Annotated in this window: 12 protein-coding genes; 2 read left to right on the top strand and 10 right to left on the bottom strand. The window is 39.0% G+C overall.

Translation table 11 applies throughout. The features are described from left to right. Window position 1: 1 nt before the first annotated feature. The 3 genes from VYJ22_RS07670 to rsmH form a co-directional block, all read right to left on the bottom strand. A complete protein-coding gene (locus VYJ22_RS07670; protein ID WP_329903341.1) occupies window positions 2-2,179 on the bottom strand; it encodes a penicillin-binding protein in 2,178 nt (725 codons plus the stop codon). Between the two features lie 85 nt (window positions 2,180-2,264). Further along, complete coding sequence (locus VYJ22_RS07675; RefSeq protein ID WP_329903342.1) at window positions 2,265-3,035, bottom strand: FtsL-like putative cell division protein; 771 nt, start codon at window positions 3,033-3,035, stop codon at window positions 2,265-2,267. Window positions 3,036-3,061: 26 nt separating this feature from the next. Further along, the gene (rsmH, locus tag VYJ22_RS07680; protein WP_329903343.1) at window positions 3,062-3,988 is read right to left on the bottom strand and encodes a 16S rRNA (cytosine(1402)-N(4))-methyltransferase RsmH; all 927 of its coding nucleotides are present in this window, start codon (window positions 3,986-3,988) and stop codon (window positions 3,062-3,064) included. Between the two features lie 1,480 nt (window positions 3,989-5,468). Here rsmH and VYJ22_RS07685 point away from each other — a divergent pair. Together VYJ22_RS07685 and VYJ22_RS07690 are read left to right on the top strand one after the other, a co-directional pair. After that, window positions 5,469-8,603: a SusC/RagA family TonB-linked outer membrane protein gene (locus tag VYJ22_RS07685; RefSeq protein ID WP_329903345.1), complete on the top strand. Its 3,135-nt coding sequence runs from the start codon at window positions 5,469-5,471 to the stop codon at window positions 8,601-8,603. A gap of 23 nt (window positions 8,604-8,626) precedes the next feature. Then, a complete protein-coding gene (locus tag VYJ22_RS07690) occupies window positions 8,627-10,255 on the top strand; it encodes a RagB/SusD family nutrient uptake outer membrane protein (protein ID WP_329903346.1) in 1,629 nt (542 codons plus the stop codon). Window positions 10,256-10,366: 111 nt separating this feature from the next. On the opposite strand, the gene VYJ22_RS07695 is transcribed toward VYJ22_RS07690, so the two are convergent. The 7 genes from VYJ22_RS07695 to VYJ22_RS07725 all read right to left on the bottom strand — a co-directional run bounded on the left by VYJ22_RS07695 (window position 10,367) and on the right by VYJ22_RS07725 (window position 16,106). Then, window positions 10,367-10,834, bottom strand: coding sequence for a Rieske (2Fe-2S) protein (locus tag VYJ22_RS07695; RefSeq protein WP_329903347.1), 468 nt, complete (start codon window positions 10,832-10,834; stop codon window positions 10,367-10,369). Window positions 10,835-10,867: 33 nt separating this feature from the next. Continuing rightward, window positions 10,868-11,287: an SRPBCC family protein gene (locus VYJ22_RS07700; RefSeq protein ID WP_329903348.1), complete on the bottom strand. Its 420-nt coding sequence runs from the start codon at window positions 11,285-11,287 to the stop codon at window positions 10,868-10,870. A 4-nt stretch (window positions 11,288-11,291) separates the two neighbouring features. Next, window positions 11,292-11,933, bottom strand: a complete 642-nt coding sequence (gene pyrE, locus VYJ22_RS07705; RefSeq protein ID WP_329903349.1) for an orotate phosphoribosyltransferase — start codon at window positions 11,931-11,933, stop codon at window positions 11,292-11,294. A 77-nt stretch (window positions 11,934-12,010) separates the two neighbouring features. Further along, on the bottom strand, window positions 12,011-12,802 hold the full coding sequence (locus VYJ22_RS07710) for a nitrilase-related carbon-nitrogen hydrolase (RefSeq protein WP_329903351.1): 792 nt from the start codon (window positions 12,800-12,802) through the stop codon (window positions 12,011-12,013). After that, window positions 12,789-13,337 carry a 1-acyl-sn-glycerol-3-phosphate acyltransferase gene (locus VYJ22_RS07715; protein ID WP_329903353.1) on the bottom strand — a complete coding sequence of 183 codons (549 nt, stop codon included), beginning with the start codon at window positions 13,335-13,337 and terminating at the stop codon, window positions 12,789-12,791. The genes VYJ22_RS07710 and VYJ22_RS07715 overlap by 14 nt, the downstream gene beginning before the upstream one ends. Before the next feature lie 14 nt (window positions 13,338-13,351). Beyond that, on the bottom strand, window positions 13,352-13,645 hold the full coding sequence (locus VYJ22_RS07720) for a hypothetical protein (protein ID WP_329903355.1): 294 nt from the start codon (window positions 13,643-13,645) through the stop codon (window positions 13,352-13,354). Between the two features lie 154 nt (window positions 13,646-13,799). Next, window positions 13,800-16,106, bottom strand: a complete 2,307-nt coding sequence (locus tag VYJ22_RS07725) for an ATP-dependent helicase (RefSeq protein WP_329903357.1) — start codon at window positions 16,104-16,106, stop codon at window positions 13,800-13,802. Window positions 16,107-16,112: the final 6 nt, after the last annotated feature.

Here is a 16,112-nt window from a genome sequence, read left to right on the forward strand (position 1 = left end):
CTTATTCTATTGTTGAATCGTTTTTCAAATAAATTATCACTTTATCACCCGGATTAAATCTTGTACCGGCAGATATGGACTGAGCAGCTACAGGACCATATCCTTTAAAGATCGGTTTCAGGCCTTTTTTCTGTAATAAATATGCAGCATCCGCAGGAGCCATATTGATCACATTCGGCATTATTCCCTTAGGATAAACAGGCATAGAACACATTACCGCTCCTCTGTCCGTAGGTCTTACCACAACCCAATTACCATGCAACTTAGAGTCTTGCTTCACAGGTAATTTATGTGAAGCTGCCATACCTGCAATATCAGGCTTATAACCGGAACTGATATTGAGTTTCTCGACCATATTTATACGGCGACCGAGTGAATCTCTTCCCATCTGATCTATAGGGATTGGCGCCTCCATAGAGTACAATTTCTCAGCTATTGTTCTCACCACGGGGCCTGCCATCGATCCTCCGCCAGGATATCCCACTTTGGGATTACGTATCACTACGATACATGAATATTTAGGATGCTCGCTCGGGAAATAACCACAGAAAGAAACCTGGTGCATTACTCCTCCGGCTCCTTTATATCCGCTTTTTCCCTGGGATAGCTGAGCAGTACCTGTCTTTCCACTTATAGATACTATAGGGGAATCGGCAGGCTTTCCGGTACCTTTGGTGACTACATCTCTCAGCATCTCTCTTACCTCTCTCAATGTCGATGGTTTGCATATACTGTCATTGAGGACTGTAGGTTTATTTTCTTTTACTATCTCTCCCTTGTTCATCACTTTTGTAACGAAATAAGGTCTGACAAACTTTCCGTCATTAGCTATGGCATTATAAAAAGCCAACATATATATAGGTGGTACTTGGGTTTCGTATCCATAACTCATCCATCCCAAAGTAGTACCATACCACCCGTCTTTGTTGTCTGCTCTTTTGCGCACACGGGCACGCCCTGCACCGGGAATCTCCAATTTGAGATCATAGCCAAAGCCCAATTTCCTGATCTTCTCTACATATCTGTCCGGATTGTCCGAGTAATGACCTACAATGATTTTGGCTACACCTACGTTACTGGAGTATTGTATGGCTTGTGACACCGTAATTTTTCCATAGCCACCTCTGTGTGCATTGTGGTCTCTCACCACTCTCCCCGATAGTTTCCAAAGACCGTTGCCTACATCTACAATATCATCAGGAGCACATACTCCATCATCTAAAGCAACTATAATCGATGCTACTTTGAAAGTCGAGCCTGGCTCAGACATATCCGCTACGCCATAGTTGAGTGTTTCGGCATATTTACCAGTAGATATACGTTGGAGGTTAGTTATAGCAATTACTTCGCCTGTGGCCACATCCATCAATATGGCTGTACCACTCTGGGCATCAGCATCGATCAGTTTGTCCTTCAAACTTGTCTCCACAATACTCTGCCTGTCCATATCAAGCGTTGTATATACATCATATCCTTTTTCAGGTTGCACTATGGTATTCAGGTTATATTTTCCTGCAGAGTATATGCGTATAGCCTGCCCTGTTTTCCCCTTGAGCATGTTATCATAACTTAGTTCCAAACCATTACGCCCGTGTGACAGTCCACTTTGCTTTTCACCATAAACCTCACCGATAGTACGTGAAGCCAAAGAACCAAAAGGATCCATACGACTTGACTTTTCTTCTTTGATAATAGAACGAGGAATAGGCCCTACGCAAAGACGCCCTTTTTTGTTGGGCATACGGCATAGAGGAGGAAGTTGATATAATTCCTGAAGTTGCAGGTAAGAAATATCATACGGATACACAGGCCAGTATCGACTTTTACGTTTGATCCCTTCACGCCATTTCTTTGTGAGATCAGAAGCTTTAAAAGCTCTTTCGGGTGTGGAAAACTTTTTACTTATATGATATGCCAAGGTATCCAGCAATGTGTTCATACTGTCGCGACTTACAGAATTAAACGCTTGTGCCTGGAAGTCGAAATACAACCTATAATAAGGAGCTGTAACTGCCACCACTCTTCCGTCACGGGCATATATATTGCCACGAATAGGATTGACCTGTACCAATTCGGGACGATGTATTGTTTCCGCTTTGGCGCGCCATCTATCTCCCTCAACAATCATGATATTGAGTATCTTACCAAAGATAAATAAAAGCAGAAACAATAAAAGCACAGAAATAATCCTGTACCTTGCTAAGGAGTTTAGGCCCTGTGACCGGTTTTCTTGGGGTGGTGTATTATTTATGTCCGGCATAGACTTATTTCTTTAATTCTTTATCCGCAGGGGATCTATATATGATGTAAGGAGGCGTGGCTGACGGTTGCAGGTTCAGGCCGGCATCTCTTACTTCTTTCTCAATATTAAGTTTCTGACCACTTGCCGTAACCTCTGATGATTTAAACAGTGAGCGGTATTGTATATCTTTCAACTCATGCTCCAACTTGTCCACTTCTTCTATTTTGTCAATAATGGAATACCTTCGATAGATATTAATCCCAAACAGAATACAGATGAACATAATGAGTCTCACATTGCGTTGTAACCACTTTGCATTGGATACCCCTTCGCCCAAAAAAGACCACAAGGAAGGTCCTTTTTTCGATTTACGTTCTTGGGCTTGTTGCTCTTGATTGTCACTATCTCCCAGGAGCTCATTATCATTGGGCATTGTCGCATCTTCAGGGATGTAATCTTCTGATTCGTCCGTATAGTACTCATCTTCCTCATCAGAAATATCAGACTCAATATCATCTATATATTCTTCAGCTACCTCCTCACTTATCTCATCCATTGCTATTTCGTCATAGTCACCCTGAATATTACTATAATCATCAGGCATAATATGACTATCATCAGATACATCAATAGACGTAATATCCGCCTGCAAATGCTCCTCTTGCGTGTCAGAATAATCAGCGTCGTCACTCCAGTCACGATCACGCTCCAAAGCCTCTGCATCCTTCAGAGCTCTTCGTATAAGATCCTCAGACAATTTATCAGGTGAGTTATGTGATTCCGGGATATTCATATTCTGATTATGTTACAAATATTTTTTCAGAGTTTCATTCTTAGCTCCGCCACCCTCAGTTTGGCACTTCGAGCTCTGGGGTTATCCTGAACTTCTTGAGGAGATGCCACTATAGGTTTACGTGTTACGGCTATCCATGAATTATCAGACTTGCCATATATCTGAGCCATGGCACTATTATCTTCAGGTCTGCTGTCTTTGATAAAGTTTTTGACAATGCGATCTTCTAATGAATGATAGGTCATTACCACTAAGCGTCCGCCCGGGCGCAGTACCTTCAAAGAAGCCTCCAGCATATCTTCAAGAGCTTTCAGTTCATCATTGACCTCTATACGTATGGCCTGAAAAACGCAAGCCAACTGCTTTTTTTCTTCTCTCGGATTGATCTCAGGCTTTATTGCGGCAAGAAGATCCCCTACAGTTTTGAGCTCCTTAGCAGAGCGTGCTGTGATGATGCGTTTGGCCAATCGGCGACTTTGTTTGAGCTCCCCGTATTTGTACAACATGTCTGCGATATGCTCTTCATCGTATTCATTGAGTATATCCCTTGCCGATTTGCCTGATCGGATATTCATACGCATATCCAATAACGGGGCATCACTTCGAAAACTGAACCCCCTGTCTTCCTCATCAAAATGATGAGATGAGACGCCCAAATCCGCCAATATGGCATCCACTTTGCCATCTTCTCCATAATAGTCCATGAATCTCTCCAGATATCTGAAATTAGAAGCAATAAAAGTAAAAGAAGGATCAGGAGTAATATTATGAACTGCATCAGGGTCTTGATCGAAAGAATACAAACGCCCTTGATCGCCCAAGTGGCTCAAGATAGCGCGGGAATGTCCTCCACCTCCGAATGTTACATCCACATAACATCCATCAGATTTTATTTTCATTGCATCAATGCACTCACCCAGCATTACGGGAACGTGATATATTTTGTCAGACATTCTGAAGATTAATTCGATTAGTTTTCGAGTGTAAAGTTAGTGATTAAAAACACTGTCATCAACATCTGATTTATAAAAAAATAAGCACTGATCAGGTGTAAGCCAACTCTCGGATTGAAGATACAAAAATTCATCATTATACAGGTCTTTTAATAAAAAAATTGCAGTATAAACCTTACTGATTTTTTGACTAACAATAGCTCTATTTAATATAATTGAGCTTAAAGGGCTGACTGACAGTATGCCTACCCGATCGGCGATACTACTTCGCATTGATTGGTTGCATGCTGACAGATATTATAAGGTTAACAACAGCAGAGATTAACATTTTATAACTCAAAACGGCAATTACAACACTATTTAACACCATAGTGATATTCTATCTTTTAAAGTCAATACATTTATATCCTTATTTATCATATAGATATACAAAAATAAGACTTGATAATTAATATTTATCATGATTTGGGTAAGTTGTATATCAAATTTGATTTATAACCTTCATCTGAATATTTCTTTACAATTGTCATATATACTACAACTAAAGTGTTTCTCTATTTTAGTTAAAACACTGAAATGCTTTAACTGTAATACTGATGTATCTTAACTAAAGTGTTTTCGTGTTTTAACTAAAACAGATTGGCATTTTAACTACAAGAGCCAACAAATTAGATAGATAGAAATATAAAAAAAGGCTCAAAAACAAGAATTGCTTTTGAACCATCATCACAAATATATTGAAAAAAAAGAATAGCCTGAATGCTTTAGATGCTCTATAATTCTACATAGATGAGATTAATATTATTTATTGCAAAGCTATGCTATTTGAAAAATGAACAAATTCGTAATCTGTCCGAACATGATGAATAAGATAGTGTTGCATTGTTCAGATTGATTTGAAAATTATTTTTTTGTAAGAATCCTATATCAAACCAGTACTTGCATACACTGACACTATTGCCGGATCGCACAGCTTCTGCCATAGTAATGAGAGTTTTGCATATTTGTAGGGTATGTAATATCATGATCAAAATATATATTAATGAATAAAAAATAGGTAAAAGGGTTATTTGTGCAAATATACTTCTTTGACTGCCCCCTTGTCAAGTCAATATGTAAACAATTGTAAAAATGCACATAAACCTCACAAAATATAAAAAGATCAATTTTAAGAAGTTCCGGGATTTGTATTAAGATTATTACTGAATAAAAATTAGAAGGATGAAAATAAAATTGCATATAAATACAAATTCAAACATATCTAAGTTATATCATACGTCACATTCTATTTAATAATAACACTATAATTGCAGCTTATATATCTTAAAAAAATAGCAAGACCACCCCTTAAGTTTAATAATATTGATATATTTGCATGACGCTATTAATTAATTCACATTATCATGGATTCCTCATAAGACTATTCATCTTCCTCTTATTATGTTAAACTATCATTTGAATCTTAACACATGACTCATCAATGAAACAAAATTACTATCTATCAAAAAACATAAGACCATACCTTGCAGCTTTGTCTTTGATGATTGGCTCAGTAACGCAATCGGTGGCAATACCTACAAGTTTAGGATCGCCTATGGTCAACCATGAGCAGCAATCAGCTAAAAGGAGTATAACAGGCGTTGTGAAGGATGCAAAAGGTGAAGCTATTATAGGGGCTTCGATAAAAGTGTCTAATTCTACCAATGGAGCACAGACCAATATTGACGGTCAATTCACTCTGAATAATGTAACTAATAATGACATCCTAGAAGTCTCTTCTATAGGATATGTGTCTCAGAAAATAAAAGTTGGGAGTCAGAACACACTCACCATTACGCTCAAAGAAGACGTTACATCCTTGGATGAGGTGGTTGTGGTAGGATTTGGTAAACAAAAAAAAGTAAACCTGACCGGCTCTGTAGCAACTGTGAAGGCTGAGAATCTTATCAGTAAGCCTTCTACCTCTCTTACCAATTCGTTACAGGGGGCTGTGCCCGGTGTTACTGTCACATCTCGTCCCGGCGATGTTGGCAATGACATGGGCTCAGTAAATGTGCGCGGTAGAGGCAACTTGGGATCGGCTGCCCCACTCTATGTAGTAGACGGCGTACCGGTATCGGCAGGAGAGTTCCAAAGAATATACCCGGGTGACATCAAAACCATCAGTATCCTTAGAGATGCTGCAGCATCATCCATTTACGGATCACGTGCAGCGTATGGTGTATTCTTGGTGACCACAAAGCAGGGTGAAGAGGGCAAAGCCACTATAAGCTACAATGGCTATATGGCATGGCAAACCCCTACAATTCTACCCAAAAAGGTTAATTCAGAGGACTTCGCAATGCTCAAAAATGAGGCAAACGTAAACGCAGGAAAGAAACCTGAATACGACAATGAAACTTTGAATAAAATCAAAGCGCATAACTCTCCTGATTTATACCCTGATAATGATTGGTATAAACTTCTGTATAGAGATTATGCCCCCATGACAGAGCACAACATTAGCATTTCAGGAGGAGGAAAGACTCGCTATTTTGTGAGTGGAACTTTCTATGAGCAACAGTCCCTTATCCCCCACAAGGCTCTTGACAGGTATTCTTTCAGGGCAAATACAGAAAGAGATTTTACGTCTTTTCTTACTTTAGGAACCAACATTTCTTATGTCTCAGATAAAATTGACGAAAAAGGTACTTTCTACACTACAGACCTTAACAGAATGTCTCCGCTATCTGTAGCGAAGCATAGTGATGGGTCGTGGGGATCAGTAACAGCAGGAACAGAAAGTAAGGTGTATGCGGAAAACAATCCTTTGAGGAAATTGGAGGAGTACGGATATTCCAACTCTGTAGCCAATAGACTCAATGCAGCTCTTACCGCTACACTCAAACCCATTGATGGGCTTGAAATAAAGGGGATTTTTTCTTATCGTAAGTATGACGAAAGTAAAACGACTTTTACCAATAGAGTGCCGGCTGTAATAGGTTTTATATCTAAAGAACCTATAGCAGGCACACAACAAGACCCTAATGAAATGAAAAAGCAATGGGATAATAGCCACACGCTGATGTCCCAAATATACGGAACCTATACAAAGGCTTGGGGTAAGCATGACATCTCATTGATGATGGGTATGCAATATGAAAGTTATGAGAATAACAGACTCAAAGCCGGACGCAAAGACTTCCCCACGAATAATCTCTCTGACCTGAATGCAGGGTCGGCAAAAGCAGAAAATCTGTCTAATGAAGGCTACAAACTGGAAAGAGCTTTTCTCTCTCAATTTATGAGGTTCAATTACAGTTATAACAGCAAGTACCTGTTCGAATCGAATGTGAGATTTGACAGATCTTCACAATTTGCCAAATCTTCCCGCCTGGGTATATTCCCCTCTTTTTCGGGAGCATGGAGAATAAGTGAAGAAGGATTTATGAAAGATATCACCTGGGTGAATAATCTGAAATTCAGAGTCTCATGGGGTGAACTAGGAAATGTAGACAACGTAGGATATTATGACTTCATGGATGGCTTGGCTATCGGAGCAAATTATATATCAAACGGAGCCAAACAAGACGGAGCGTGGCCATCTAAAGAACCCAATGATAAACTGAAATGGGAAACTGTATCGATGTTCAACTTTGGTATTGATGCAACACTTTTCAGAGGATTGGATATCCAATTGGATATTTATAATAAAAACACACGCGACATCTTGCTCTCTATGCCCAAACCATATGAATTGGGATTGGATGAAGATTCAAAAAATCTTGAATGGGCTTCAATAAACGCAGGAAAAGTGAATAATAAAGGTATTGAATTGAACATCACTTATCGTGGCAACGTTGGTGATCTAAGTTATGAAGTAGGCGGAAATCTAAGTAAAGTATGGAATAAAATTGTCTCGCTCAATGGCCTGAATGACCAGATCAACGGTGACTTCATCTTTAGAGAAGGCGAAGCCATCGGTTCATTCTTCGGTTATAAAGCGAATGGATTGTTCAAAGATGATAATGACTTAAAAAATCATATTTTGCAAGATAAGCAGACAAAACCTGGAGATATTAAATATGTAGATGTTAATGGAGATCAGAAGTTTTCGGCTGAAGATCGTACTATTATAGGTAATGATGTCCCTTATTTCAACTACGGGCTCAGTATGAGCGCTCAATACAAAGGATTCGACTTTTCTGTTCAGGGACAAGGAGTAAAAGATGTCAAAGTGCATTTGCATGGCGAAGAAGCATATGCCTTCTTCAACGGTGCCAGCGCCAAAGAGTTTCACAAAAGTCGGTGGACAAAAGAAAATCCCAATCCATCTGCTGATTATCCCAGAATTCTACCCACAACAGATGACAAACACAACGAACGATTCTCTTCTTTTTGGCTATTCAATGCAGACTATTTCCGAATTAAGAATCTTACGTTAGGTTATACTCTACCTCAACACCTCAGTAAGAAAATCTATCTCAATAGGCTCAGAGTTTACCTCTCAGGAACTAACTTGTTTACAATAAGAGGAGACAAACGTATGAAAGATTTTGATCCGGAAGTACCTTCATCTCGTGGATCATATCCCAATACTAAGGATCTTTCAATGGGTGTCAATCTTTCATTCTAAAATTATATAAGAATTACATGATCATGAAAATAAAGAAAATAATCATACTTGTCAGTAGTGCAATATTATTGTCAGCATGCGATCTCGATCGAGAGCCGGGAGGGAAAATTCCAACAAAAAACTTCTTCAAGACAGAGCATGACGTGGAACTGGCTCTTATGGGGTGCTATGCCAAACTTGACAATACCGTTTATGGTGCATATACTGATGGATACGCTGATGATAACTTCTGTCAATATCCGTGGGAAAGTAACGCAGCGATAATCTCTGCAGGGAATATCAATACTGATCTCAACGATGGTTATGATTACATGGGTATCAGAAGATTCAACTTTTTCCTGGAGAAGGTGAATGATGTAAAAATGGACGAAAAGAAGAAGAAGCAATACATTGCCGAAGTAAAAGTTCTTAGGGCTCTGAAATTCTTCAATCTGACCACAAAGTTTGGTCCAATACCGTTTTACACTAAATACATTGACAAGAGCGAAGATGGGGCTATAGCTCCTACTGCAGAAAAAGAAGTCCTTGAGTTTTGTGTAAAGGAACTTAAGGCTGCCGTGATAGATCTGCCGGAAAGCCCGGCTGTAAAAAGCAGAATCGGAAAAGCTGCGGCACTGGCATACCTCACACGTGTCGCTTTATGGCAAGCAAATTGGAAAGAAGCCGCAGAAGCATCTAAGCACATCATGACAATGGGATATAGCCTCTTCAAAGTGAATACTGTACCACAGTCAATTTTGGATGATAACTATGCAGACTTTGTTACATTCAAAGATGCGCAAGAAAAAGAAAGTTTCTGCAAAGGACTTTACAGCTATCAGTCTCTTTTCTACGATATCAATAGTGGGAATAGTGAAGTAATCTTGAACCAAGAATTTATTCCATCTGAGTACAATTACATGGGCTTGTATCTTATGGCTGACAACTATTGCGGAGGATGGAGTTCTATCACACCCACCGTGGAGTTAGTTAACTCATACTGGACTCGCAACGGAAAGAAATTCATTGCACCTACAAAAGAAGTGAGAGCTCAAAGATATAATAATGGACAATATACTCCTGAATATCTTAATGAGTTCAAAAACAGAGATACAAGGCTGTATGCTTCTATTCTTTTTCCCGGTGTTATCTGGAATGAGGCACTAAAAGGTAAGAAATACTCATGGAGAAAAACCGGAAGTAATATTTCAAAGACTGGTTATAACTACCGAAAGATGGTAGATCCGGAGAATGATATGTGGCACAAGGTAAATGACCATCCTCTTATCAGATATGCAGAAGTATTGCTCTCCTATGCAGAAGCTCAAAATGAGATTGCGGGACCTGATCAATCTGTATATGACGCTATCAATGAGGTGAGAAAGCGTGTAGACATGCCTGAAGTAGATAAAGCTACAGCAGGAAGCAAAGATGCCATGCGAGAGCTTATCCGCAATGAAAGACGTATAGAACTTGCCAATGAGGGACAACGCTGGAATGACGTGAGAAGATGGAAGATAAGCAAAGAAGTTATGGTGAATACCTATGCTATAGACGGAGACCTTACTCAAAAGCGTAACTGGGATGATAAGTTCGTACGGTTACCCTATCCTCAATCCGCTATCGATAGAAACCCCAATCTTAAAGATGCTCAAAAGGCTAAAGGTTATTGATTGTCTTTGAAAACATTCAGAAAGTTTAATATCTGAAATAATAAAGCCCTGAAGAGTTGTGTTTCTTCAGGGCTTAGTTTTTTAAGCATTGTATCTTTTTTAGATGTTGCCTCAATTTACAATTCGAATCATATCTTTTGAGAAGTATACACTATTGTATCTTTTGAGCGGATTGCGTGCAGGCCCGGCAATAGGGACCCCAAACCCTGTAACTATATCGAATTTACTTCCGCATTGAGGACATATAGCTTCCAATTGAGATACCTTCACCTTGATATTCCGTTCTTTTTCATAAGGACATGAGCTGTCGAAAGCATAAAAAGTATTTTCGGGGCTTAGAGCATGCACTATAATGAGACCTCCATAACCCAATTGTGTATTATAGCTAAAAGGGACATTAACAGACAAAGCTGTACCGGGAGTCTTCAACTGTGAAAATTGTGCATCGTTCAGATTAATAGTGCAATTTACAGGATATCCATCAGGAATGGTTGAAGGAACATCAGTACTACATGAAGAAAAAAGAGTAAGCCCTGCTCCCAAAAGGAACAAGGCTTTTATTATTGCAATTCTCATCATAATAATTCGCGATTACAATCATTTAATCAATGCTCAGTCATTATAAGGTAGCATAGCAAGCATAGATGCTAGCTGATTTACTCCTTTTTCAAGACGATCACCAATCATCTTTTTGAGCATAAAATTCAAATCGGCTCTGAGCGTTAGACGCATACGTGTATCAGCCTCATTGGGTTCTAGTAACTGAATCCATACAGTAGCAGGGACGGGAGACTTTTCAGTTTCAAACTTAATGGTTTTCTCATCCTCTCGCTCAATAATTTTAAGGACAAGACGACCGGCTCCCGGCACAACAAAAGCACAAGTATCAGCATCAATAACTTCAATCTCAATCTTTTGGTCTTCCGGGATTTTGTTCTTTACAGATTCTATATTTGTCAAATCCGAAAGTTTATCATAAACTTTGCGTCTAGGGGCTGCGATAGATTTAATATCGCTGATATAATCACTCATTATTTTACTTGTTTTTACCTGTCCAAGAGGCGGGATCTTTGCGCCACTCTTTCAACATCTCTATATCAGATTTGTCGATATAGCCAGTGCTAAGAGCTTCCTCAATGACAGCATTGTAATTACTCAATGTAGATAGCTCTACGTTGGCTGCAGCAAAAGCATTTTCGGCTTGTGGGAATCCGTGTGTATATATGGCTATCATACCCAAAACCTCACAGCCAAAGTTGCGTACAGCCTTCACAGCATTGAGGCTACTACCTCCTGTCGAGATGAGATCTTCAATGATGACAACTTTGCTATCAGGCTTGAGATCTCCTTCTATTAAATTCTCCAGTCCATGATCTTTGGGGGTAGAACGAATGTAAACAAAAGGCATCCCTAATAAATCAGCGACAAGAGCACCCTGTGCTATAGCACCTGTGGCTACGCCGGCAATAGCATTGGCTTGGGGGTATTTCTCAGCAATAACTCTAGCTAATTCGATTTTGATAAGGCTTCTTGTTTTAGGGTAAGAAAGCGTTTTTCTATTGTCGCAATAGATCGGAGATTTCCATCCGGAAGCCCATGTAAAGGGGTTATTAGGCTGAAGTTTTACCGCTTTTACGTCAATTAGTTCTTTAGCTATCAGCTTTTCAAGTGTCATCATTTTAGAAGATATTTTAATTGTTTCTTGTATGGACGATGCTTTTGATGGCTCCGTTTTTTATGTAAAATTTTACAAAGTTACAATTCTATCTTGAAACTATCAGCATCTTGCCATACCGGAAATTTAGACCTCATTTTTTGGAGAGAACTTTTTTCTATCTCGGCATATAACAATCTATCGTTTTTGTCTTGTTCGTTTAGGAGAGATTCACCCTTGGCATTTATTATGTCTGAGTGTCCGGTGTATACTAATCCGTGCGGATCAACACCTATTCTATTCACAGCTACAACATAGCAAAGATTTTCTATAGCACGGGCTTTGACCAAAATATCCCAAGCAGAAATACGTGATTGAGGCCAATTGGCAACAACAACCATGAGATCATATTCATTATTGACATTTCTGCACCAAACAGGAAAGCGGAGATCATAACAAACTACGGGTAAAATACTCCACCCGTAAAGATGGAAAGTCTTGCGGACATACCCCGCACTCATGACCTCATCTTCTCCTCCCATACTAAAGAGGTGTCGCTTGTCATAATACTGTGGAATGCGAACCGGTGTAATGAGAAACTCTCTATTGTATATATTTCCATGTTGATTTACAACATAGCTGCCCATAATGGCAATATCTGTATCATCGGATATTTGTTGGAGTTTTGTGATAGTATCGCCATCTGGAATTTCCGCCAAATCTTCGATCTCCATAGAAAATCCTGTTGTAAACATTTCCGGCAAAACAATAAGGTCTGTTGTTCCTATATGACCATGAGCTATTTTGTGGAGTTCAGATATATTGGCATCAATATTATGCCATGTAATATCCAATTGTACTGCGAGAATACGGAGCTTTTCACTTCTTTTCATAGAATTTCTCAGGAAATTTTGCTTGAGAACGATTGTATTTAGACCTAATATAATCAATATCAGCCTCTAAATCCCCCGTTGGATAAAATATTTCAAAAACGCCTATTCCCTTTTTCTTGTAATCAATAACAGCCAAAAGAATAGGCACGTTGGCTCCTGTGGCAATGTAGTAAAATCCGGTATGCCACTTTTCGCCTAAACGTCGAGTTCCTTCCGGGGTAATAGCGATATGTCTACTGCCGGGCTTCTTGAAAAACTTCTTTACCTCTTCAACAGTGGATCCTCTTCTGGAACGATCAATAGGAATTCCTCCCATAGCTTTCAGGATGATACCCAACGGGAAGAAAAACCATTCCTTTTTCATCAGAAAACCTGACGTATATGAAGTTGCCCAAGAGTATAACTTCCCTAAAAAGAAATCATGATTACTAGTGTGCGGTGCAACACATATTACACTTTTATCCGGTAATCCTTTAGGTGGTTCTATTATTTTCCAACCGAGCAAACTCAGTACACGCTGTGCTATTTTTTTCAAAAGCTTAAAGTATTTTATTTTAATGTTTCTGCAATTGCATCAAGCTCATCAGACATTTTATCAACATCCTGCTGAATTCTTTGACGCAAATCTGTATAGTATTTTTTCAACATTTTGGTGTTGTTTTTAGCATCGGGATGTCCTACTTTATTAATTGTATTATTCATCCAATCAATAATCTGATTCATGATCTTTTCTACCTTGGACAAATCCTTTTCTTCAACGAGCATCTGTAAAACGATAGTATCTGAAAACAGCTCACTGGCTATGCTTATAATTTCTTTTTTTAGGGATCTTTTACTTGCCATAGTCTTTATTTATTGTTATTGTTTTTTATATCCAGAAAATTATTATCACAAACAAAGATAACCAGAAATAATGCTAATAAAAAAGGATATTACCGATTATAAAAAAATTAATCGGGCACATTTGTTCTTTGATGTATATATATTGCTTATAAATTTAGACTTTACGAAGTTTGGCAAAGCGTAAAAGCAACTTTTTAGACCCATTCTGGTCAAATACAACTGTAGCTTTGGCATTCTCACCATCTCCTTCCAACAATTCTATAACACCAAGTCCAAACCTATGATGCAATACTTTATCCCCTACAGAAAGGTCTCCTATCGAAGAGTGTTGTGTTTCTTGAGGGAAAGAATCGCCCTGTAAAGTCCTTGTACCAATAGGAACTTTACGCCCTTTAGGACGCTGTGGGAGAAAAGAGCGGTCAGTTTCGGTATCGAATCTATCAGGGATAGCATTACGTTTTTGAAGACCCTGCCTCCATAAGTTACCGTTATCTGATAAACTTATATATCTTATGAGAGAAGGAGATAATTCGGATAAAAAGCGGCTAGGTCTTACAGATTCTGTGCGTCCGTTCCGAAAACGCTCACGTGCATATGCAATATGGCAAGTTTGTTCGGCTCTTGTGATTGCTACGTAAAAGAGTCTACGCTCTTCTTCCAATTCCCGCCCTTCTGAGCTCATAGGTGAAGGGAATAATTGTTCTTCCAACCCCACTATATACACGTGAGGAAATTCTAATCCTTTGGCAGAATGAATAGTCATGAGAGTTACCATTTCGCCATCGGAAGTATTGCTATCTTGATCAGTCATGAGAGATATTTCAGCAAGATAAGATGCAAGCGTGGGTTTCTGATCTTCTTCTTCACGAGCTTGCTGATACTCTTCGATGCTCAATATTAATTCTTTCAGATTTTCTTGCCTTGTAATACCTTCCGCAGTATTATCCGCAAAAATATCAGAAGAAATACCCGTAGTACGAATTACATTTTGTGCAAAATCAACAAAGTCAATATTGTCCATTTCCTCCCTCAACGAAGTTAACATTTGAGAGAATGCAGAAATTTTAGTTGCAGTAGCTTTGGATATTGATACATTATGGGTCAAAGGATCATTGATAATCTCAGAAATAGGAATCTGAGATTGGTTGGCTGTAGTACGAAGCTTATCTACCGTAGTACTACCAATGCCTCTCTTGGGATAATTGATTACACGCAACAATGACTCCTCATCATTAGGATTGACAAGTAATCTGAAATAGGCAATTACATCTTTGACTTCTTTATGATCAAAGAAAGATCTGCCGCCATAAATCCTAAAAGGCACGTTACGCTTACGCAACTCCTGCTCCAATATACGGCTTTGGGCATTAGTTCTGTATAATATTGCAGAGGCGCTGTAAGGTACACCCTCTGATTGTTTGGCTACCCTAATCTCATTGACTACCCAAGCAGCTTCAAGTTCTGCAGTAAAAGCTTCATGCACCACCACGGGTTCTCCCACCACATTCTCAGAAAAGACTTCTTTGGGTATCTGCTCTTCATTATGCGCAATGAGACTGCCTGCAACCTGCACTATAGTTTGAGTAGATCGATAATTTTGCTCTAATTTGAAAAGTTTAGCATCTTTAAAGCTATTCTTAAATCCTAAAATATTATCAAGATTAGCCCCTCTGAAAGAATATATACTCTGAGCGTCATCACCCACAACAAAGATTTTCCCTTTCTCACCCATTATTTGCTTAGCGATCATATACTGGGCAAAATTGGTATCTTGATACTCATCGATTAACAAATAATCGATTCGTTCTTGCCAGCGCTTCAGCACTTCAGGATGATCACGAAAAAGGATATTGATATTCATCAATAAATCATCAAAATCCATTGCATTGCTCTTTTTCAGGTCAATGGAATATCTGCTGTAAATCTCTGAAATTCGAGGCATATGACACTGCGCATCATATTTCGCAAACTCAATATTAGAACCATAAGCTTGTGCTGAGATAAGTTTGTTTTTTGCGCTTGAAATACGATTGTATACACTGTTGGGTCTATAACTTTTGTCATCCAACCCCATATCTTTTATAATGGTACGTATACGGCTTTTGGAATCAGCAGTATCATAAATTGAATAATCAGAAGTATACCCCAACAAGTCTGCATGTATACGTAGTATTCGAGAAAAAACAGAGTGGAAAGTACCCATCAATATCTTATTGGCACTTCTTCCAGCATAAAATTCTACCCTGGACTTCATCTCTCTAGCAGCCTTATTAGTAAAGGTAAGAGCCATTAGTTTTTCGGGGCTATAACCTTTTTCTAATAAATGAGTGAGCTTTGCCACCAACACTCTTGTCTTTCCTGATCCTGCACCGGCAATCACCAATGCTGGGCCATCATCATATAAGACAGCTGCCCTTTGAGCAGAATTTAACTCTTCAAGGTATGATGAATGATCTACCACCTATAA

The organism is Porphyromonas pogonae, from assembly GCF_036320655.1.
GTDB classification, from domain to species: domain Bacteria; phylum Bacteroidota; class Bacteroidia; order Bacteroidales; family Porphyromonadaceae; genus Porphyromonas; species Porphyromonas pogonae.

Bases quoted from the DNA above. Each gene is read 5' to 3' on its own strand.
- VYJ22_RS07690 (WP_329903346.1), top strand. From the start codon at position 8,627: ATGAAAATAAAGAAAATAATCATACTTGTCAGTAGTGCAATATTATTG.
- VYJ22_RS07720 (WP_329903355.1), bottom strand. From the start codon at position 13,645: ATGGCAAGTAAAAGATCCCTAAAAAAAGAAATTATAAGCATAGCCAGT.
- VYJ22_RS07685 (WP_329903345.1), top strand. From the start codon at position 5,469: ATGAAACAAAATTACTATCTATCAAAAAACATAAGACCATACCTTGCA.
- VYJ22_RS07710 (WP_329903351.1), bottom strand. From the start codon at position 12,802: ATGAAAAGAAGTGAAAAGCTCCGTATTCTCGCAGTACAATTGGATATT.
- rsmH (WP_329903343.1), bottom strand. From the start codon at position 3,988: ATGTCTGACAAAATATATCACGTTCCCGTAATGCTGGGTGAGTGCATT.
- VYJ22_RS07695 (WP_329903347.1), bottom strand. From the start codon at position 10,834: ATGATGAGAATTGCAATAATAAAAGCCTTGTTCCTTTTGGGAGCAGGG.
- pyrE (WP_329903349.1), bottom strand. From the start codon at position 11,933: ATGATGACACTTGAAAAGCTGATAGCTAAAGAACTAATTGACGTAAAA.
- VYJ22_RS07700 (WP_329903348.1), bottom strand. From the start codon at position 11,287: ATGAGTGATTATATCAGCGATATTAAATCTATCGCAGCCCCTAGACGC.
- VYJ22_RS07675 (WP_329903342.1), bottom strand. From the start codon at position 3,035: ATGAATATCCCGGAATCACATAACTCACCTGATAAATTGTCTGAGGAT.